Here is a 19,300-nt window from a genome sequence, read left to right as displayed (position 1 = left end):
GCGCTGAGAGTAAGCAACGATGTCAGACCCACGAAAGCCGATCGCCGCGCCCTTCGTCATCGCTCGGCGGCAAGTTCTGTCGGGGTTGGCGGCTGCCGGCCTGATCGCCGGCGGCGCCCACCGCGCCTTCGGCCAGGCGCGCGTCACCGTGACCGGAGGCGACGTCGCGCCGCTGCCGATCGCGATCCCGAATTTCGTCGCCGGCACGCCGTCCGACACCGAAGTCGGCAACGGCGTCAGCCAGGTGATCACCAACAATCTCAAGCGCAGCGGGCTGTTCGCGCCGATCGACCAGGCCGCGTATCTCGAGAAGATCACCAACATCGACGTGCCGCCGCAGTTCAAGAGCTGGACCAGCATCAACGCCCAGGCGCTGGTGACCGGCCGGATGACGCGGCAGTCCGACGGCCGGCTCAAGGCCGAGTTCCGGTTGTGGGACGTTGCCACCGGCCAGCAACTCGCCGGGCAGCAGTACTTCACCTCGCCGGAATATTGGCGCCGCATCGCCCATATCATCTCCGACCAGATCTACGAACGGCTCACCGGCGAGAAGGGCTATTTCGACAGTCGCGTGGTGTTCATCGACGAAAGCGGTCCCGCCGACCGCCGGGTCAAGCGGCTGGCGCTGATGGATCAGGACGGCGCCAATGTCCGCTATCTCACGCGCGGCAGCGATCTGGTGCTGACGCCGCGGTTCTCGCCGTCGACCCAGGAAATCACCTACATGGAGTTCGGCCAGGGCGATCCGCGGGTCTACCTGTTCAACATCGAAACCGGCCAGCGCGAGATCGTTGGGAACTTCCCAGGGATGTCGTTTGCGCCGCGGTTCTCGCCGGACGGCCAGCGGATCATCATGAGCCTGCAGCAGGGCGGCAATTCCAACCTGTTCGTGATGGATCTGCGCTCCAAATCGACCACGCGGTTGACCGACACGCCGGCGATCGACACCTCGCCGTCCTATGCGCCCGACGGCAGCCGGCTCTGCTTCGAGTCGGATCGCGGCGGCAAGCCGCAGATCTATGTGATGCCGGCCAATGGCGGGCAGGCGCAGCGGATCTCGTTCGGCGAAGGCAGCTATTCGACCCCGGTGTGGTCGCCGCGCGGCGACTACATCGCGTTCACCAAAATGGGCGGCGGCCAGTTCGCGATCGGCATCATGAAGCCCGACGGTTCCGGCGAGCGCATCCTGACCTCCGGGTTCCACAACGAGGGCCCGACGTTTGCGCCGAACGGCCGCGTGCTGATGTTCTTCCGCGATCCCGGCGGCAATGCCGGACCGTCGCTGTTCACGGTCGACGTGTCGGGCCGCAATGAGTTGCGGGTTCCCACGCCGGGCTATGCCTCCGACCCTGCCTGGTCGCCGTTGCTGTCGTAAGTCTCGATACGTGCGGGGCGGATTGCGCAGCGCGCAACCGTCCCGGGTGCTTTGACGTGGTCGGTCTCGTAGCCGCGATCGCAGCAATGAGTCGCTAAGCATGTTCGCTCAGAAAGGCTTCATCTGCTTCGGCTACAGCGGAGTCTGAAAGGACTCGCTTGCACCTGATGCAGCTTCCCAGTCACAAACGAGACCGCGACCAGGACATGTCGCCGGCGATCCACGCCGGTCTCGTCGACTCGCTGTTCATGAACCCGGCGCCGATGATCATCGGCGCCTTCGGACCCGCGATCGCCGGATCGGTGATCGGCGCCGTCAGCGGCAATATCTGGACCTGGCTGTTCGTCCCGCTGTTCGTGTTCATCGGGTGCGCGCGCGCGCTGCAAATGCGCCGCTACCGGCAGCGCAACGCTCCGCTGTCGCCGGAGGATGCCGACGCCTGGGAAAGTCGTTATCGGGTCGGCGCCGTCGGGCACGGCATCTGTCTCGGCCTCTGGTCGCTGGTGGTGCTGCTCGATACGCACGACATCGGCGCCCACATGCTCTGCATCACCACGGTGGTGGCGTACACCTCGGCGGGCGTCGGGCGCACCTTCGGGCGGCCCAAGATCTTCCACCTGCAGGTGCTGCTGAGCTGCGGTCCGCTGATCCTGGCGATGCTGACCATCGGCGGCGTTTATTATCTGGCGCTCGCCGTTCTCAGCATGGTTTTCTTCATCGCGATCCGTCGCGTGACGTCCAGCCTGCAGGGTCTCTATCTCGACGCGTGGATCGGGCGCGAGCGCGAAGCCGCACTCGCCAATCAGTTCGACACCGCGCTCAACAACATGCCGCACGGCCTGTGCATGTTCCGGCCCGACGGGCGGCTCGCGGTCATGAACCGGCGCTTCGCCGAGATGATGAAGCTGCGCGAGAGCCTCATGAACAGCGCGCCGACCGCGACCGAGATCGTGTCGGCCTGCGTCACGATCGGGGCGATCTCCGCATCGAGCGGCCGCCTGATCCTGTCGGAAATCGACAACTCGCTCGCGGGCGAGATCGTCACGGTCGGCGACGAGGCGACGCCGCGGTCGTTGTCATGGACCTTCCAGCCGATGGCCGGCGGCGGCACGGTGGTGCTGGTCGAGGACATCACCGAGCGGCGCACCGCGGAAGCCCGCATCGTCCATCTCGCGCGCTACGACGAACTCACCGCGCTGCCGAACCGGGTGCATTTCCGCGACGAGATCGAGCGGATTCTGGCGACCGAGCATGGCCAGGGCAAGACGCAGTTATCGGCGCTGCTGTTCATCGATCTCGATCAGTTCAAGCAGATCAACGACACGCTCGGTCATCCCTGCGGCGATCGCTTGCTGTGCGCGGTCGCGGAGCGGCTTCGCGGCATGCTGCGGCCGGAGGATTTCGTCGCCCGTTTCGGCGGCGACGAGTTCGTGGTGTTTCAGCAGAACATCAGGTCGAACGAAGACGCCGCGGTGCTGGCGCGCCGGATCGTCGATCGGCTCAGTGATCGCTATTTGATCGACCATCACGTGGTGGAGATCGGCGCGTCGATCGGCATCGCGATGACCGCCCCCGGGGTGCGCGCCGACATCCTGCTGAAGAATGCCGACATGGCGCTGTACCGCGCCAAGGCCGATGGCCGGGGCACCTACTGCTTCTTCCGCGAGGAAATGGCCCACACCGTCGAGGCGCGCCGGATCCTCGAACTGGATCTGCGCAAGGCGCTCGCCAACGAAGAATTCGAGCTCTACTACCAGCCGCTGGTGAACCTGAAGACCGGGCGGATCACGACCTGCGAGGCGTTGCTGCGTTGGAACCATCCGGTGCGCGGCACGGTCTCGCCGGTCGACATCATTCCGGTCGCCGAAGAGATGGGGTTGATCGTCGATCTCGGCCGCTGGATCCTGCGCAAGGCCTGCATGGAATGCATGATGTGGCCGCAGCAGGTCAGCGTCGCCGTCAACTTCTCGTCGCAGCAGTTCCACCAGCGCGACGTTCTCAATGAAGTGCGCTATGCGCTCGAAGTCTCCGGCCTGCCGGCCAATCGGCTGGAGATCGAGATCACCGAATCGTCGCTGCTGCGAAACACGCAGTTCACCCACGATGTGCTGGCTCAGCTTCATGCGGAGGGCGTCCGGATTTCGCTGGACGATTTCGGCACCGGCTATTCGAGCCTCAGCTATCTGCACAGCTTCCCGCTGCAGAAGGTCAAGATCGATCGCTCCTTCCTCGAAGGCATCGACAACGACAGGCCGCTGACCTTGCTTCGCGGTGTCGCCCGGCTCAGCGCGGATCTCGGCATGGCCGTGGTGATCGAAGGCATCGAAACCAACGAACAGCTCGAACGGATCAGCGCCGACGGCACCGTGACCGAGGGGCAGGGCTATCTGTTCAGCCGCCCGGTGCAGGCCTCACGCATCCGCCAGCTGCTCGCCGCTTCGCATGGCCGTCGTCCCAAGGACGGCGAGAAGCTCGTACTGCCCTTCCGCTCGATCGCCTAACGTCTCGCAATTCAGACGCACGACCTGCGATTTCACGCGGATGATTAACGTTAATGATTCAAATGCTTTGCGTCGCCGTTAAGAATTCGTTAGCGTTCGCTCGTTGAATTTCAGGTTCAGCATTTGGGTAGTGGGGATTAGGTGATGAGCGTCGCCCGGCCAGAACAAGAAGAGGGGCGGGTCGCGCTCCGGCGCCGCGAACTGCTCGACAAGATTGAATACCGGCTTGCCGAAACCGCCGCTGACCGCGAGGCCATCTACCGGCTTCGCTATCGCGCCTATCTCAAAGAGGGAGCGATCGAGCCGAACAACCTCGGCATTGTGACTGATCGTTATGACAGCCAGGCGAATTCGTGGATCTTCGGCGTGTTCTTCGAGGGCATGTTGACGAGCTCGCTGCGGATCACGGTGGCTTCGCCCCAGAATCACCTCTCTCCGTCGATGGACGTCTTTCCGGATTTCATGCAGCCGTGGCTGGCCGACGGGAAGGTGATCGTCGATCCGACCCGCTTTGTCTCGGACCCGGACCGCACTCACCGCGTGCCGGAACTCGCGTATCTGACGCTGCGGCTCGCCTATGTGGCTTGCGAGCACTTCCGCGCGGACATCGGCCTGGCGTCGGTGCGGGCCGAGCATCAGGCGTTCTATCGCCGGGTGTTCATGAAAACCATCTGCCCGCCACGCGACTATCCGGGCCTGCGAAAGCCGATCAGCCTGATGGAGATCGATTTTCCCAATACGCACCACAAGGTGTTTGCGCGCTTCCCGTTCCTGCGTTCGACCCCGTTCGAACGCCATCGGCTGTTCGAACGCGCTCCCGTTCTGTCCGCGCCGCGACGGCTGGTCGAGGTGCCTCGCGCCGCCCCGTCCGCCTGACCGGCGCAAGCCGGCACGCTCTCGCGTCAGCCGCGCTCGGCAGAGTCGGCGGTCGACCAAAATCGTCATCTCCACGCCATGAGCCGGCCCAGAGCTGTCGCCACCTTCACCTTGGCGCCATATTTACAGCTCATTAACCATCGCGATTGCTTTTCGCCGATCGGGGGCATTTGATCGGAGCCGGCAACGTCTCATCAAGGTTGACGGAACGTTCGCTTAACCATCGCCCTGTAGACCGGACGGCATCCGAATATCGCGAGCGTGGAGGCTCCGGAATGACACATCACAAGCGAATCCTCCAGGGATTGAAGCTGGCCGCGGTGCTCGCGGTGGCCCTGTCGATGGGGGCTTGCGCCAATAACAAGACCGGGCTCGGCGCCGACGGTTCGATGGCCAGCGCGGCGACCCCGGGCAGCCAGCAGGACTTCGTCGTCAATGTCGGCGACCGCGTGTTCTTCGAGAGCGACCAGACCGACCTTTCTCCGCAGGCGACCGCGACGCTCGACAAGCAGGCGCAGTGGCTGCAGACCTACAACCGTTACTCCTTCACGATCGAAGGCCACGCCGACGAGCGCGGCACCCGCGAGTACAACATCGCGCTCGGCGCCCGGCGTGCGCAGTCGGTCCGCAACTACCTCGCGTCGCGCGGCATCGATCCGTCGCGGATGCGGACCATCTCCTACGGCAAGGAACGCCCGGTCGCGGTCTGCAACGACATCTCGTGCTGGTCGCAGAACCGCCGTGCGGTGACCGTGCTGAATGCCGGCGCCTGATCGCGCCTCCCACCGATCGACGCACGGCGCCTTCGGGCGCCGTTTTCATTTGGGGATGCTTTTTGTGCCCTTAACCGGCGGTGCGACCTCATCACGTCGCGCCAGTCACATTTTTGGCGTAGTCCGGCGATCAATCCGGCGCTACTAATCTGGCGCGCAATCCCCAACCGTCGGGCCCCCATGTCATCATTCTTCGTTTCTGCGCGCAGCTTCGTCGTCATCGCGACGCTCGCTTTTGCCGCCCCCGCGCTGGCCCAGCAGTATGGCGGCGAGGTAGATCCGGAGATCCGGATTCAGCAGCTCGAGGAACGGCTGCGCACGCTCACCGGGCAGAACGAGGAGCTGCAGTACCGCAACCGCAGGCTCGAAGATCAGGTTCGGCAGCTGCAGAGCGGCGCTGGCGTTCAGCCGGGCGCCCCGGCCCCGGCCGCGGCAGCTCCGCAGGGCGCTCCGCAGCAGCCGCCGGTTTACAGCCAGCAGCCGCAATCGCCCGGCTATGGGCAGGGCCAGCCGCCACAGGGCCAGGTGTACGGCCAGCAGCCGCAAGCACCGATCGTGCAGGACCAGGCTGCCCCGCCCGCGGCGACCGGCCGTCGCCGCGGTGATGCGTTCGACCCGAGCCAGAATCCGCAAGCGCCCGGCGTGCCGCGCGCGCTCGGCGGCGGCCAGCTGCCGATTCCGGCCGAGCAGGGCGGCAATCTCCCCGGGCGTGACCCGGGGGCGCCGCTGGATCTCTCCAACAGCAATGGCGGTCGCTACCCGGATGCAGGAGCGCCGGCGCAGCAGGCACCGCGCGGCGGCGGAGCGGCCGCCGGACTGACGACGTTGCCGCCGTCGGCCACGCCGCGTGACGAGTTCGACCTCGGGATCGGCTACATGCAGCGCCGCGACTATGCGCTCGCCGAAGAGACGATGCGCAACTTCGCCACCAAATACCCGAACGACGCGCTCACGCCCGATGCGCAATACTGGCTGGGCGAGAGCTTCTTCCAGCGCCAGATGTATCGCGACGCCGCCGAGTCCTTCCTCGCGGTGACCAGCAAATACGACAAGTCAGGCAAGGCGCCCGACGCGCTGCTGCGGCTCGGCCAGTCGCTGGCCGCGCTGAAGGAGAAGGAAGCCGCCTGCGCCGCGCTCGGCGAGGTCGGCCGCAAATATCCGAAGGCTTCCGCCGGTGTCAGACGGGGCGTCGAAGCCGAGCAGAAGAAGCTGAAATGCTGAACTGACAGCTCCGGCGATGCCGGAGCCGGTCGTCAGGGATGTGCCGCTGATGTCCGGAAACGACGAAGCGCCGCTTTCGGCGCGCGACGCCAGCCACCTGTTCGCCGACTGGAAGACGGCGCCGGCGCTCGTGCTTGCCGTCTCCGGCGGGCCGGACTCGCTGGCGCTGATGTGGCTGGCGGCGCGCTGGCGCAAGGCCCTCAAGCGCGGTCCGTCGCTGTCGGTCGTCACCGTCGATCACGGCTTGCGGCCGGAGGCGGCTCGCGAAGCGCGCGAGGTCAAGGAAATCGCCCGGGCGCTCGATCTTCCGCATCGGACGGTCCGTTGGACCGGCGACAAGCCGACCTCCGGCCTGCCGGCGGCTGCGCGCGAGGCGCGCTACCGTTTGCTGGCGCGCGCCGCAAAGGCGGCGGGCGCCAGTCACGTGATGACCGCGCACACCCGCGACGATCAGGCCGAAACCGTGCTGATGCGGTTGTCACGCGGCAGCGGCATCGCGGGCCTCGCAGCGATGGCGCGCGAGACGGAGCGCGAAGGTCTGGTGCTGGCCCGTCCGCTGTTGAGCGTGCCCAAACAACGTCTGGTCGCCACTCTGGCGCGGGCGGGCGTCCAATTCGCCACCGATCCGAGTAATCGCGACCTGCGCTTCACGCGTCCGCGATTCCGCGAACTGATGCCGCTGCTCGCCGCCGAGGGTTGCGATTCGCGAAATCTCGCGCGGTTCGCCGCGCGCGCCGCGCGCGCCGACGCGGCTCTGGAGCTATTGGTGGACGGCGCCGAGCGATTTCTGGCGTTACGCAGCGGGGGACAGTCTTCACCCGGCTACGACGCCGCTGTCTTTTGCGGTCTCGCGGCGGAAATCCGGATTCGCCTGTTGCTCAGGGCGCTCGCGCGGGCCGGGCGGGAAGGCAGCCCGGAACTCGGCAAGGTCGAAGCGCTGGACCTCGCCATCCAGGCCGCCGCCGTAACGGTTCTTTCAGCGCGCGGGCAAACCAAGCTGAAACAGACGCTTGCCGGCGCCGTGATCATGCTGACGGCGGATCGGCTTCTGATTACCCCGGCGCCGCCGCGACGGGACCGGGCTGGCAAGAGGCTTTCCACGCCGCCTTAGACAAGCTCGACGGAGGCCCGTCCTCGCCGGGATTTGAGCCGGAAGTGGGCCGAAATGCGCTAAATAGTCCTGAATGCTTCTCTTGGCAGCGCGCCATGTGACACCTAGATTGTGCACTGGCCGGTCCGGGAGACCCTGACGGCGCACCTGGGCCAAAGGTCGCGATCCGCGCGACCAATAAGGAAGACCGATGAACGCCAATCTGCGGAATTTCGCCCTCTGGGTCATTATCGTTTTGCTGCTGTTGGCGCTGTTTACGCTCTTCCAGAATCCCGGCCAGCGCGCCGCGTCTCAGGACATCTCGTTCTCGCAGCTGCTCAGCGAGGTCGACCAGAACCACGTTCGCGACGTGGTGATCCAGGGCCAGGAAATTCACGGCACCTTCACCAACGGCTCGACCTTCCAGACCTACGCGCCGAACGATCCGACGCTGGTGACTCGTCTGTACAACGGCAAGGTGTCGATCACCGCCAAGCCGCCGGGCGACAACGTGCCGTGGTTCGTGTCGCTGCTCGTCTCGTGGCTGCCGTTCATCGCGCTGATCGGCGTGTGGATCTTCCTGTCGCGGCAGATGCAGGGCGGCGCCGGGAAGGCGATGGGCTTCGGCAAGTCGCGCGCCAAGATGCTGACCGAGGCGCACGGCCGCGTGACGTTCGAAGATGTCGCCGGCGTCGACGAGGCCAAGCAGGACCTGCAGGAGATCGTCGAATTCCTGCGCGACCCGGGCAAGTTCCAGCGCCTCGGCGGACGTATCCCGCGCGGCGTGCTGCTGGTCGGCCCGCCCGGCACTGGTAAGACGCTGATCGCGCGCGCTGTCGCGGGCGAAGCCAACGTGCCGTTCTTCACCATCTCGGGTTCGGACTTCGTCGAAATGTTCGTCGGCGTCGGCGCCAGCCGCGTCCGTGACATGTTCGAGCAGGCCAAGAAGAACGCGCCCTGCATCATCTTCATCGACGAAATCGACGCGGTCGGCCGTCATCGCGGCGCCGGTCTCGGCGGCGGCAATGACGAGCGCGAGCAGACCCTCAACCAGTTGCTGGTCGAGATGGACGGCTTCGAGGCCAATGAGGGCGTGATCCTGATCGCCGCTACCAACCGCCCCGACGTGCTCGATCCGGCGCTGCTGCGGCCCGGCCGCTTCGACCGTCAGGTCGTGGTGCCGAACCCGGACGTCGTCGGTCGCGAGCAGATCCTCAAGGTGCATGTCCGTAAGGTGCCGCTGGCGCCGGATATCAATCTCAAGAACATCGCGCGCGGCACCCCGGGCTTCTCCGGCGCCGACCTGATGAACCTCGTCAACGAAGCGGCGCTGATGGCGGCCCGGCGCAACAAGCGCATGGTCACCCAGTCCGAGTTCGAAGATGCCAAGGACAAGGTGATGATGGGCGCCGAGCGCAAGTCGCTGGTGATGACGGAGGAGGAGAAGCTCCTCACCGCCTATCACGAAGGCGGCCACGCCATCGTCGGCCTCAACGTCCCGGCCACCGACCCGATCCACAAGGCGACCATCATTCCGCGCGGCCGTGCGCTCGGCATGGTGATGCAGTTGCCGGAGCGCGACAAGCTGTCGATGTCGCTCGAGCAGATGACCTCGCGCCTCGCCATCATGATGGGCGGCCGCGTTGCCGAAGAGATGATCTTCGGCCGCGAGAAGGTGACCTCGGGCGCGGCGTCGGACATCGAGCAGGCGACCAAGCTGGCCCGCATGATGGTGACCCGCTGGGGCCTGTCGGAAGAGCTCGGCACCGTCGCCTATGGCGAGAACCAGGACGAAGTGTTCCTCGGCATGTCGGTGTCGCGCACCCAGAACGCCTCCGAGGCGACGATCCAGAAGATCGACGCCGAGATCAAGCGGCTGGTGGCGGAAGGCTACGACGAGGCCAAGCGCATCCTTACCGAGAAGCGCGACGACCTCGAAGCGCTGGCCAAGGGCCTGCTTGAGTTCGAGACGCTGACCGGCGACGAGATCACCGATCTGATCAACGGCAAGAAGCCGAACCGCGAGTCGGTGCTCGAGCCGTCGGGCCCGCGCACCTCCGCGGTGCCGCCGGCCGGCAAGCCACGGCCGCGCCCCGATCCCGGCCTGGAGCCGCAGCCCCAGGCTTGATCGCCGGACAGTAACGGCATTGAAAAACGCGGCGGCGACGCCGCGTTTTTTGTTTCTCGGATGGCCGACGATCAGGGCTGCACCCGGACGTCTTGACCGAACTACGCGAAGCGGTCAGGCGTGGTTGGTCATTCGGAATCTGTCATGACTCCTCACATCACCAAAGCCCCGGCCTATTGGTCACGTGAGGCGATCTGGCCCGGCATTGTTGCGATCGGGCCGATGCTGCCGGGCACGCTCGCCTTCGGCATGGCATTCGGCGCGCTGTGTGCGCAGAAAGGCTTCACGCTCGCCGAAGTCGAAGTGATGATGGCGACCGTCTATGGCGGGCTGTCGCAATTCGTCGCCGTGCAGTCCTGGCCGGAAACGCTGACGCCGTCGACGATCGCGGCGCTGGCGCTGCTCACCACGACGGTCAACATCCGCTTCTTGCTGATGACCGCGTCGATGCGGCCGTGGTTCGGCACGCTGCCGGCGTGGCAGTCCTATCCGGCGATGCTGCTGGTCACCGACGGCGGCTGGCTGGCAGCGATGCGCTACCGCGAGCACGGCGGCGCCAACGCGGCGTTCTATGTCGCCGGCGGGCTCGTGCTGTATGTCGTGTGGCTCGTCTCCTCGATTCCCGGTTTCCTGCTCGCCGAGCAACTATCCGACCCGAGGAGGTACGGCGTCGATCTGGCGATGCCGGCGTTCTTCGCCGCGATGCTGGTGCCGGCCTGGAAAGGGCCGCGGCGCGCGATTCCCTGGGCGGTGTCGGGCGCGGTCGCGCTGACGGTGCATTGGTTGACGCCGGGCTATTGGTTCATCATCGCCGGCGCGCTGTCGGGTGCTCTCAGCGCCGGCTTGATGGACGAGCCGCCGCCGCGGGAGCTGCCGGCATGAGCGAGTTCCTGCGCAGCGACGTGATGATCGCCTTCGCGGTGATGACGGCCGTCACCGTGGCGTCGCGGCTCGGCGGTTTCTGGCTGATGGGTTACGTCAACGTCACGCCTCGGGTCCGACGGATGCTCGATGCGCTGCCCGGGTCGATCATCGTCGCCGCCGCGCTGCCCGTCGCGGTCAATGGCGGGCCAATCGTGATGGTCGCGCTCGCAGCTGCCATCACGGTGAGCGTGATCCGCCGTAACGACTTCCTCGCGGTGGCGACCGGTATGTTAGTAGCTGCGGTGGCGAGGGCCCTTGGGGCCGGCGGCTAACCGTTCTGGAGAGCTATTCACTTCATTCCTGTAAGGGCTTGCCATCGTCTCTGAATAGGTGTTCACTTTTTTCCGTGATTTGGGCGAGACGCGCCGTTGGGCGCTCGCGCCCATGCTCCAACGTCTTGATGAGCGGAGATTTTCTGGTCCCGTTGCGGGATCGGAATGCTCGATTCCGGAACAAAGCGCATGGTTTACCGGCGAACCCACCAGGTCGTGAAGCGGTTGGCTGCACGGCGCAGCGCGATCATTGCAGCCGCACGGGACACCGCTGCGGAAGGCGGCATGGCGGCGGTACAGATTGCGCCGGTGGCCAACCGCGCCAAGGTTGCGGCCGGAACCGTCTACCGTTACTTCCCGTCGAAGGCCGATCTGATTTCCGAACTGATCGCCGAGGTTTCACGCGACGAACTCGCCGCGATCCGTCGTGCTGCCGATGCGGCGCCCGGGCCCTCCTCGGCGCTCGCGGCAGCCGTGACCACGGTGGCGGTCCATGTATTGTCGCACCGCAAACTTGCCTGGGGCATCCTGGCCGAGCCGGTCGATGTCGATGTCACAGCGTCGCGGCTCGCGAGCCGCCGCGAGATTGCCGGCGAGATCGAACTACGGATCGCCGCCGCGGTGCGCGCCGGCCATCTGCCGGCGCAGGACACGGCGTTGGCCGCGACAGCGTTGCTCGGCGCCGTCCACGAGTCGCTGGTCGGGCCGCTGGCGCCTGACAACCTCGACGATCCGGCCAAACTACGTGATGCAGTGCAAACCGTCACCCTTCTGGCGCTCCGCGCGGTCGGCGTGATGGACGCCCGCGCTCGCGGGCTGGTGGTTCAGGCGGTGGTGCCGTCGCGGACCCTGGTCGGCGCCTAGCGGTTTCGAAAACCGAATCCGTTTGCCGAATGGAAATGCTCTAAGTAGGGATGTGTGGGGCCGCCGATCCTCGCAACGGCGGTTAGCTGGCGCGGTGCTACGTCCGCTCCACTCTACGGCAGGCTGCAGGAGTTCCACATGACCATTCTGATGCCGGAGCCGGATCAGGCCGTGCTGGCGCGTCGCGAGGAGATCATTGCGGCTCTGCGCAAGATCGTGCCGGGGGAGGGCGTGATTTCCAGCGACGCCGAGATGCGCCCCTACGAGTCCGACGGGTTGATGGCTTATCGTCAGCCGCCGATGGTCGTGGTGCTGCCGAGCACGACCAAGCAAGTCTCCGAAGTGCTGCGCTATTGTCACCAGCACGGCATCAAGGTGGTGCCGCGCGGCTCGGGCACGTCGCTGTCCGGTGGCGCGCTGCCGCTCGCCGACGGCGTGCTGCTCGGTCTCGGCAAGTTCAAGCGCATCCGCGAGATCGACTTCGACAACCGCGCCGTCGTGGTCGAGCCCGGCGTCACCAATCTGGCGATCAGCCAAGCGGTCGATCACGCTGGCTTCTACTACGCGCCCGACCCGTCGTCGCAGATCGCCTGTTCGATTGGCGGCAACATCGCGGAGAATTCCGGCGGCGTGCACTGCCTGAAATACGGCATGACCACCAACAACGTGCTCGGCTGCGAGATCGTGCTGATGAACGGCGAAGTCCTGCGGATCGGCGGCAAATGCGCCGAGAACGCCGGCTACGACCTGATGGGCGTGATCACCGGCTCCGAAGGTTTGCTCGGCGTCGTCACCGAAGTCACCGTGCGCATCCTGCGCAAGCCGGAGACGGCGCGCGCCCTGATGGTCGGCTTCACCAATGTCGAAGCCGCCGGCCAGTGCGTCGCCGATATCATCTCGGCCGGGATCATTCCCGGCGGCATGGAGATGATGGACCGGCCGGCGATCCACGCCGCCGAAGCCTTCGTGCATGCCGGCTACCCGCTCGACGTCGAGGCGCTGCTGATCATCGAGCTCGACGGCCCGCAGGTCGAAGTCGACGAACTGATCACGCGGGTCGAGACCATCGCGCTCGGCTGCGGCTCGACCACCTGCCAGATCTCGACGTCCGAGCAGGAGCGGCTGCTGTTCTGGTCGGGCCGCAAGGCGGCGTTCCCGGCCGTCGGTCGCATCTCGCCAGACTATCTGTGCATGGACGGCACCATCCCGCGCGCGCAGTTGCCGCTGGTGCTGCGGCGGATGAACGAGATGTCGGAGAAATATGGCCTGCGCGTCGCCAACGTGTTTCACGCCGGCGACGGCAATCTTCACCCGCTCATTCTGTACGACGCCAATCAGCCCGGCGAGCAGGACCGCGCCGAGGCGTTCGGCGCCGACATTCTCAAGCTGTGCGTCGAGGTCGGCGGCGTGTTGACCGGCGAGCACGGCGTCGGCATCGAGAAGCGCGACCTGATGCCGGAGATGTTCTCGGACATCGACCTCAATCAGCAGCAGCGTCTGAAATGCGCGTTCGACGCCGACGGTCTGCTCAATCCGGGCAAGGTGTTTCCGACCCTGCACCGCTGCGCCGAACTCGGCCGCATGCACGTGCACGGCGGCAAGCTGCCGTTCCCGGATATCCCGCGGTTTTGAAATAGTCGTTAGTTTGTCGATGCACGCAGCACAGGCTCTCCCCGTCATTGCGAGCGAAGCGAAGCAATCCAGCGCCCCGCGCGCGGCGTGGATTGCTTCGTCGCTATCGCTCCTCGCAATGACGGTCGAGGCTTTGCCCCAATTTTGAAGGACACCTTCCGCCCGTGGATACGCTGAAAGCACGTGACGCGCAGGACGTCGAAGAGGTGGTGCGCGCCGCCATTGCCAACGAGCAACCGCTCGAGATCGTCGGCCACGGCACCAAGCGGCGGGTCGGGCAGCCGATGGCCACCAACGCGGTGCTGGATCTGTCGGCGCTCAACGCCGTCGTCGCCTACGAGCCGAACGAACTGATCATCACCGTGCAGGCGGGCGCGCCGCTCGCCGACGTGCTGTCGCTGATCGACTCCAAAAACCAGCAATTCGCCTTCGAGCCGATGAACACCGCGCTGCTGCTCGGCACCGTCGAAACCGAGGGCACCGTCGGCGGCATGATCGCCGCCGGCCTCGCCGGGCCGCGCCGGATCAAGTCCGGCGGCGCGCGCGATCATCTGCTCGGCGCCAACGCGGTGTCGGGCTTCGGCGAGAGCTTCAAGGCCGGCGGCAAGGTGGTCAAGAACGTCACCGGCTACGACCTGTGCAAGCTGCTGGCCGGCTCCTGGGGGACGCTGGCGGTGAGCACCGAAGTGACGCTGAAGGTGACGCCGCGGCCGGAATGCGAGCGCACGCTGCTGCTGCGCGGCCTCGACGACGTCGCGGCCAACAAGGCGATGACTGCGGCCATGGGGTCGCCTTACGATGTCAGCGGCGCCGCACACCTGCCGGGTTCGGCGCTGCGCACCGCCGGCGGCGCGCTCGGCGATTTGGCTCAACCGGATCAGGCGCTGACCCTGCTGAGGCTCGAGGGCATCACCTCGTCGGCCAGCCATCGCGCCGAGTCGCTGCGCCGGATGCTGGCGAGCTACGGCAACGCCGAACTGATCACCGACGATACCTCGGCTGCGCTGTGGTGCGCGGTGCGCGACGTCGAGCTGTTCGCGGCGTCAGGGCCCCGTGCGCTGTGGCCGGTGTGGCGGATCGTCTGTCCTCCGGCGTCGGGCGGTGCGTTCGGCGAGGCGCTGCAGCGGGAGAGCGGCGGCGAGGTGATCTACGATTGGGGCGGCGGCCTGATCTGGGCGGCGCTGCCGCCGGCCGCCGATGCTCACGCCAAGGCGCTGCGCCAGCGCGTCGAGAAGGTCGGCGGCCACGCCACGCTGATCCGGGCCGGCGAGGAGGTGCGCGCCGCCGTCGACGTGTTCCCGCCGCAGCCCGCCGGGCTTGCAGCGCTCGGCCAGCGGGTGAAGCACAGCTTCGATCCGAGGAACGTTCTCAATCGCGGCCGGTTGTCGCGCGGACCTGCAGTATGAAAACCGATTTCTCTCTCGCCCAGCTCGCCGACCCGGATATCGCAGAGGCCGACAAGATCCTCCGCGCCTGCGTGCATTGCGGCTTCTGCACGGCGACCTGTCCGACCTATGTGCTGCTGGGCGACGAACTCGACAGCCCGCGCGGCCGCATCTACCTGATCAAGGAGATGCTGGAGAGCGACAAGCCGCCGACCGCGGATGTCGTCAAGCACATCGACCGCTGCCTGTCGTGCCTGTCCTGCATGACGACGTGCCCGTCGGGCGTGAACTACATGCATCTGGTCGATCAGGCGCGGGTGCGGATCGAGCGGGACTACCAGCGGCCGTTCTGGGACCGGGTGGTCCGCGAGGCGCTGTCCTGGATGATGCCGCATCCGGGCGCGTTCCGGGTCGGCATGTGGGCGGCGCGGCTGGTGCAGCCGTTCGCGGCGCTGCTGCCGAGCTCGCACGACCTGGCCCGTCCGACGCTGCTCGGCCGGATCAAGGCGATGCTGGCGTTGGCGCCGAAGAAACTGCCGGAGCGCGGCCCGGATTCCGGCACCACGTTCCCGGCGCTCGGGCCGAAGCGCGGCAGGGTGGCGTTGCTGCACGGCTGCGCCCAACAGGTGCTGGCGCCCCGGATCAATCGCGCTGCGATCAATCTCTTGACCCGCCACGGCATCGAGGTGGTGCTGGCGGCGGACGAGGCGTGCTGCGGCGCCCTGATCCACCATCTCGGCCGCGACACCCGGACGCTCGACTACGCGCGCACCAACATCAAGGCGTGGTTGCGGGAGATCGATCGCGGAGGTCTCGATGCCATTCTGGTGACGACGTCGGGGTGCGGCACCGTGATCAAAGACTACGGCTACATGCTGCGCGAGGATCCGGAATTCGCGGCGCCCGCGGCGCGGGTATCGGCGCTGGCCAAGGACATCAGCGAATACATCGGCGATCTGGAATTGATGCAGCAGCCGACGCATGACAATTTTGTGGTGGCTTATCACTCCGCATGTTCGTTGCAGCACGGGCAGAAAATCACGCGGCTGCCCAAAGAATTGCTTTCCAAGTCCGGATTCGTGGTGAAAGATATCCCGGAGAGTCATTTGTGTTGTGGTTCGGCGGGCACGTACAACATTCTCCAGCCTGACATCGCGACCAGATTGCGCGACCGCAAGGTCGCCAACATCGCTTCCGTCAAGCCGGACATGATCGCCGCGGGCAATATCGGCTGCATGGTGCAGATCGCCAGCGGAACGGATGTCCCTGTAGTGCACACAATTGAACTGCTCGACTGGGCGACTGGCGGTCCCCGGCCTGCGAAGAACTGACCGCATGCAGGCCTGCTGGCGGATGGCGTGATTGCCGACGACGGGGCGATCCGCACAACAGGAGGACGATGATGGCGAAGGACAAGAAGTCCAAGAAGGACAAGGCCGGCAAGAAGGACAAGAAAGCCAAAAAGTCCGACAAGGCGAAACTCCTGCTGGGCGGCAAGAAGACCAAGAAGGACGCCAAGAAGTCCGACAAGAAAAAATCCGACAAAAAAGCTGGCGGAAAGGCCGTCAAGCCGGCGGCGAAGACATCGGCCGGCAAGCCCGGAAAGTCGCCCGCAACATCCTCCGCGAAGAAGGGCGCCGCCAAAAAGGCCGCCCCAAAGAAGCTTCCCGCCAAGAAAGCCGCGAGCAAGACATCCGCTGGCAAGACGTCCGCTGGCGCCCCCGCCAAGGCGCGTGCCAAGACGTCAGCCAAAGCTAAAGCACCCGCCAAGAGCGCCGTAACGAAGAAAGCCCCGGCCAGCAAGGCGCTGAAGGCCAAGGCTCCGGTCAGGCCGTCGCCGAGCAAAGCTCCGGCCAAGGCTCGTGGCAAAGCTCCTGCCAAGGCTCCGGCGAAGGCGGCGAAAACCACGACGCCGGCTGCGGAGGCGCCGGCCAAAGCTGTCGCCAAGGCGCCGGCCGCAACCCCTAAAGCTCCCGCGCGGAAGAAGCCTGCTCCACAACCGAAAACGGTCCAGGAGCCGGTCGCCGCGCCGCAGGAGGCGTCGAGCGAAGTCCTCGAGGCGATCGATGCCGCTGCTCCGGCTGAGGCGCCGGCGGTGACGAAGGTCGCCAAGCCTCGCAAGCCGCGGGCGAAGAAGCCGGCTTCCTCGATCCCCGCGCCGGAGCCCGAAAGCTCCGCGTCCGCATCGGCTGCGCCCGATGCAACTCCCGCTGAGTCCGCCGATGGCGACGACGCGGACGCCGAATCGGCTCCGTTGCCTGAACCTGCGGACGACGAGGCCGCGGACGACGAGGCGGCCGAGCCGTTTCCGGCATCCGAGGATGCCGCGCATGAGGACAATGTGCCAGTCGAAGCTTCCCCGGCCGCCGACGATGGCGAGGACGTCGAGACCGACGCCGAGCATCCGCATGACGGGCAGCCCCGGACGCCCGATTCCGTGTAAGCGCTGCGCGCAGCCAGATCCGATCCGAGCAGACCGCGGGGGATTCCCGCGGTCTTTGCTTTTCGCCCACCTCAGGCTCCGCCTGAGTTCTAATTCGATGCGGACGGCTGTCCTCAATTCCCCGAATCGATCCGACCTGCGGCCGGATCACGACCGTCCGTGACGAGTGGTATCCGCCTAAAGTGTTGCTTGGAGAGCTGAGTTTTTGGGAACTAGGTAAGAACCGGTTGCAAAGTAGTTGTCAAATTGCCACACCCCACAACTACTCGTATTAGGATGGGCAAAATTGCTCAAAAAACCGGCAGCTGCATGTGTTTTTTGCTTCACGGTTCCGCGCACTCGCCGCAGATTGTGCGGGAGTTACTGAGCAGGTCGATATCGTGTCTTTTCTTGGACTCTGGTCGGGCTGGCTTTAAAGCGATGGGGATCATCATGAAGAAAACAATTCTGTCGGCCGCGGCCATCCTCGCTGTGGGTGTCACGTCGGCTTCGGCCGCCGATCTGGCCGCGAAGGTCTACACCAAGGCTCCGCCGGTCGCCGCGTTCGACCCCTGGGATATCGCCTTCGGCGCTGGCGTCATGAGCGACTACGTGTTCCGCGGCATCACCCAGTCGAACCACAACCCTTCGGTCACCGCTTATTTCGAGCCGCGCTACAACGTCACCAAGGACCTGCAGCTCTACGTCGGTACGTCGTTCGAGAGCATCTCGTTCCCGAACCGCGCCGCTGCTGAAGTCGACATCTACGGCGGTATCCGCCCTACCTTCGGCGCCTTCGCATTCGACTTCGGTGTCTGGGGCTACCTGTATCCGGGTGGAAAGTGCGCCGAAGGCGTGCTGACCGGCGGCGTTGCTGGCGGCGGCGTTTGCCCCGTGGGCTTCGACACCAACTACATCTCGAACGGCAACGTGCTGAAGAAGGACGTGAGCTTCTTCGAAGGCTACGCCAAGGTGAACTGGACCGTGAACGACATGTTCACGATCGGCGCCAACGAATATTACACCCCGAGCTACCTGAACAGCGGCGCCTGGGGCAACTACGCGTCGGTGACCGCCAAGGTGGTCGCGCCGAGCACCTTCTTCGGCGCCAGCGGCGTCGGCAGCTACGTGTCGGGCGAGTTCGGCCGTCAGTGGCTCGGCACCAGCGACTCGTTCTATGGCACCACCATCGCGAGCCCGACCGGCGGCGGACCGTTCCCGGCTGGCATCAAGTACAAGGACTACAACACCTGGAACATCGGCGTCGGCTTCACCTACAAGGTGTTCACGCTCGACCTCCGTTACTCGGACACCGACCTGTCGAAGGCCGACTGCAACGCCTTCACCAGCGACTACACCGCTTCTCCGAGCGGTGACTTCTCGCCGATCAATCCGTCGGGCGTCGGCTCCAAGTGGTGCGGCGCGACCTTCATCGCCAAGCTCTCGGCTGACGTAACGCTGCAGAGCAACCTGAAGTAAGCCTTTCCCGATCTGGGGCGCGAGGGCGGCAGAGCGATCTGCCGCCCTTTTCGTTTAGGCGGACTGCATCGCGGGGCGGCGAAGCGGCTGGCGAGATCGTGGGGCGGCCAAGGCGGCGAGTGCTGGAGAATGGGCCTCAGCGGGGGACTATCAACGCACAGATCAGGTGAGGGGCTCCGCACCCCATACCGTCATCGCCCGGCTTGACCGGGCGACCTAGTATCCCAGGGCGTTCGTTGATGGGGAGCAGGACTCGCCGCGCGCGCACTGGAATACTGGATCACCCGCTTTCGCGGGTGATGACAGTTGCGCCAGGGGGGAGTCGCTGCGATCTCGCTTGCCGCTTGCCGCTTGCCGC

The 19,300-nt window shown here is 65.8% G+C and carries 15 protein-coding genes; all 15 read left to right on the top strand.

Features of this window, described 5'->3' with window-relative positions; genetic code table 11:
* Positions 1 to 19: 19 nt before the first annotated feature.
* The 15 genes from tolB (at position 20) to IP86_RS26340 (ending at position 18,942) form a co-directional block, all read left to right on the top strand.
* A complete protein-coding gene (gene tolB / locus IP86_RS26410) occupies positions 20 to 1,375 on the top strand; it encodes a Tol-Pal system beta propeller repeat protein TolB (protein WP_054165416.1) in 1,356 nt (451 codons plus the stop codon).
* Positions 1,376 to 1,542: 167 nt separating this feature from the next.
* Entirely contained in the window at positions 1,543 to 3,876 is a 2,334-nt protein-coding gene (locus IP86_RS26405) for a putative bifunctional diguanylate cyclase/phosphodiesterase (protein ID WP_054165440.1), read from the top strand.
* A 144-nt stretch (positions 3,877 to 4,020) separates the two neighbouring features.
* A complete protein-coding gene (locus IP86_RS26400; protein ID WP_054165415.1) occupies positions 4,021 to 4,752 on the top strand; it encodes an N-acyl amino acid synthase FeeM domain-containing protein in 732 nt (243 codons plus the stop codon).
* 275 nt (positions 4,753 to 5,027) lie between these two features.
* Positions 5,028 to 5,525 carry a peptidoglycan-associated lipoprotein Pal gene (gene pal / locus IP86_RS26395; protein ID WP_054165414.1) on the top strand — a complete coding sequence of 166 codons (498 nt, stop codon included), beginning with the start codon at positions 5,028 to 5,030 and terminating at the stop codon, positions 5,523 to 5,525.
* A gap of 180 nt (positions 5,526 to 5,705) precedes the next feature.
* Positions 5,706 to 6,746, top strand: a complete 1,041-nt coding sequence (gene ybgF, locus IP86_RS26390) for a tol-pal system protein YbgF (protein ID WP_054165413.1) — start codon at positions 5,706 to 5,708, stop codon at positions 6,744 to 6,746.
* Positions 6,747 to 6,795: 49 nt separating this feature from the next.
* Entirely contained in the window at positions 6,796 to 7,857 is a 1,062-nt protein-coding gene (tilS, locus tag IP86_RS26385; protein ID WP_054165439.1) for a tRNA lysidine(34) synthetase TilS, read from the top strand.
* Positions 7,858 to 8,047: 190 nt separating this feature from the next.
* Positions 8,048 to 9,964 (top strand): ATP-dependent zinc metalloprotease FtsH, encoded by a 1,917-nt coding sequence (gene ftsH / locus IP86_RS26380; RefSeq protein ID WP_054165412.1) that lies wholly within the window; start codon positions 8,048 to 8,050, stop codon positions 9,962 to 9,964.
* Between the two features lie 144 nt (positions 9,965 to 10,108).
* Complete coding sequence (locus tag IP86_RS26375) at positions 10,109 to 10,846, top strand: AzlC family ABC transporter permease (RefSeq protein WP_054165411.1); 738 nt, start codon at positions 10,109 to 10,111, stop codon at positions 10,844 to 10,846.
* Entirely contained in the window at positions 10,843 to 11,160 is a 318-nt protein-coding gene (locus IP86_RS26370) for an AzlD family protein (RefSeq protein ID WP_054165410.1), read from the top strand. The genes IP86_RS26375 and IP86_RS26370 overlap by 4 nt, the downstream gene beginning before the upstream one ends.
* A gap of 189 nt (positions 11,161 to 11,349) precedes the next feature.
* Positions 11,350 to 12,024 (top strand): TetR/AcrR family transcriptional regulator, encoded by a 675-nt coding sequence (locus tag IP86_RS26365; RefSeq protein ID WP_054165409.1) that lies wholly within the window; start codon positions 11,350 to 11,352, stop codon positions 12,022 to 12,024.
* Positions 12,025 to 12,162: 138 nt separating this feature from the next.
* Positions 12,163 to 13,656 (top strand): FAD-linked oxidase C-terminal domain-containing protein, encoded by a 1,494-nt coding sequence (locus IP86_RS26360; protein WP_054165408.1) that lies wholly within the window; start codon positions 12,163 to 12,165, stop codon positions 13,654 to 13,656.
* A gap of 164 nt (positions 13,657 to 13,820) precedes the next feature.
* Positions 13,821 to 15,062: an FAD-binding protein gene (locus IP86_RS26355; RefSeq protein ID WP_054165407.1), complete on the top strand. Its 1,242-nt coding sequence runs from the start codon at positions 13,821 to 13,823 to the stop codon at positions 15,060 to 15,062.
* Complete coding sequence (gene glcF, locus IP86_RS26350; RefSeq protein WP_054165406.1) at positions 15,059 to 16,372, top strand: glycolate oxidase subunit GlcF; 1,314 nt, start codon at positions 15,059 to 15,061, stop codon at positions 16,370 to 16,372. The genes IP86_RS26355 and glcF overlap by 4 nt, the downstream gene beginning before the upstream one ends.
* A gap of 71 nt (positions 16,373 to 16,443) precedes the next feature.
* The gene (locus IP86_RS26345) at positions 16,444 to 17,484 is read left to right on the top strand and encodes a hypothetical protein (protein WP_156332628.1); all 1,041 of its coding nucleotides are present in this window, start codon (positions 16,444 to 16,446) and stop codon (positions 17,482 to 17,484) included.
* 432 nt (positions 17,485 to 17,916) lie between these two features.
* Positions 17,917 to 18,942 carry a TorF family putative porin gene (locus IP86_RS26340; RefSeq protein WP_054165438.1) on the top strand — a complete coding sequence of 342 codons (1,026 nt, stop codon included), beginning with the start codon at positions 17,917 to 17,919 and terminating at the stop codon, positions 18,940 to 18,942.
* Positions 18,943 to 19,300 lie beyond the last annotated feature (358 nt).

This window comes from Rhodopseudomonas sp. AAP120 (assembly GCF_001295845.1).
Classification (GTDB): Bacteria; Pseudomonadota; Alphaproteobacteria; order Rhizobiales; family Xanthobacteraceae; genus Rhodopseudomonas.
Note: the sequence above shows the minus strand (reverse complement) of the source record. Positions and strands in the feature narration are given on the sequence as shown.

Bases quoted from the DNA above. Each gene is read 5' to 3' on its own strand.
- tolB (WP_054165416.1), top strand. From the start codon at position 20: ATGTCAGACCCACGAAAGCCGATCGCCGCGCCCTTCGTCATCGCTCGG.
- IP86_RS26405 (WP_054165440.1), top strand. From the start codon at position 1,543: ATGCAGCTTCCCAGTCACAAACGAGACCGCGACCAGGACATGTCGCCG.
- IP86_RS26400 (WP_054165415.1), top strand. From the start codon at position 4,021: ATGAGCGTCGCCCGGCCAGAACAAGAAGAGGGGCGGGTCGCGCTCCGG.
- pal (WP_054165414.1), top strand. From the start codon at position 5,028: ATGACACATCACAAGCGAATCCTCCAGGGATTGAAGCTGGCCGCGGTG.
- ybgF (WP_054165413.1), top strand. From the start codon at position 5,706: ATGTCATCATTCTTCGTTTCTGCGCGCAGCTTCGTCGTCATCGCGACG.
- tilS (WP_054165439.1), top strand. From the start codon at position 6,796: ATGTCCGGAAACGACGAAGCGCCGCTTTCGGCGCGCGACGCCAGCCAC.
- ftsH (WP_054165412.1), top strand. From the start codon at position 8,048: ATGAACGCCAATCTGCGGAATTTCGCCCTCTGGGTCATTATCGTTTTG.
- IP86_RS26375 (WP_054165411.1), top strand. From the start codon at position 10,109: ATGACTCCTCACATCACCAAAGCCCCGGCCTATTGGTCACGTGAGGCG.
- IP86_RS26370 (WP_054165410.1), top strand. From the start codon at position 10,843: ATGAGCGAGTTCCTGCGCAGCGACGTGATGATCGCCTTCGCGGTGATG.
- IP86_RS26365 (WP_054165409.1), top strand. From the start codon at position 11,350: ATGGTTTACCGGCGAACCCACCAGGTCGTGAAGCGGTTGGCTGCACGG.
- IP86_RS26360 (WP_054165408.1), top strand. From the start codon at position 12,163: ATGACCATTCTGATGCCGGAGCCGGATCAGGCCGTGCTGGCGCGTCGC.
- glcF (WP_054165406.1), top strand. From the start codon at position 15,059: ATGAAAACCGATTTCTCTCTCGCCCAGCTCGCCGACCCGGATATCGCA.
- IP86_RS26345 (WP_156332628.1), top strand. From the start codon at position 16,444: ATGGCGAAGGACAAGAAGTCCAAGAAGGACAAGGCCGGCAAGAAGGAC.
- IP86_RS26340 (WP_054165438.1), top strand. From the start codon at position 17,917: ATGAAGAAAACAATTCTGTCGGCCGCGGCCATCCTCGCTGTGGGTGTC.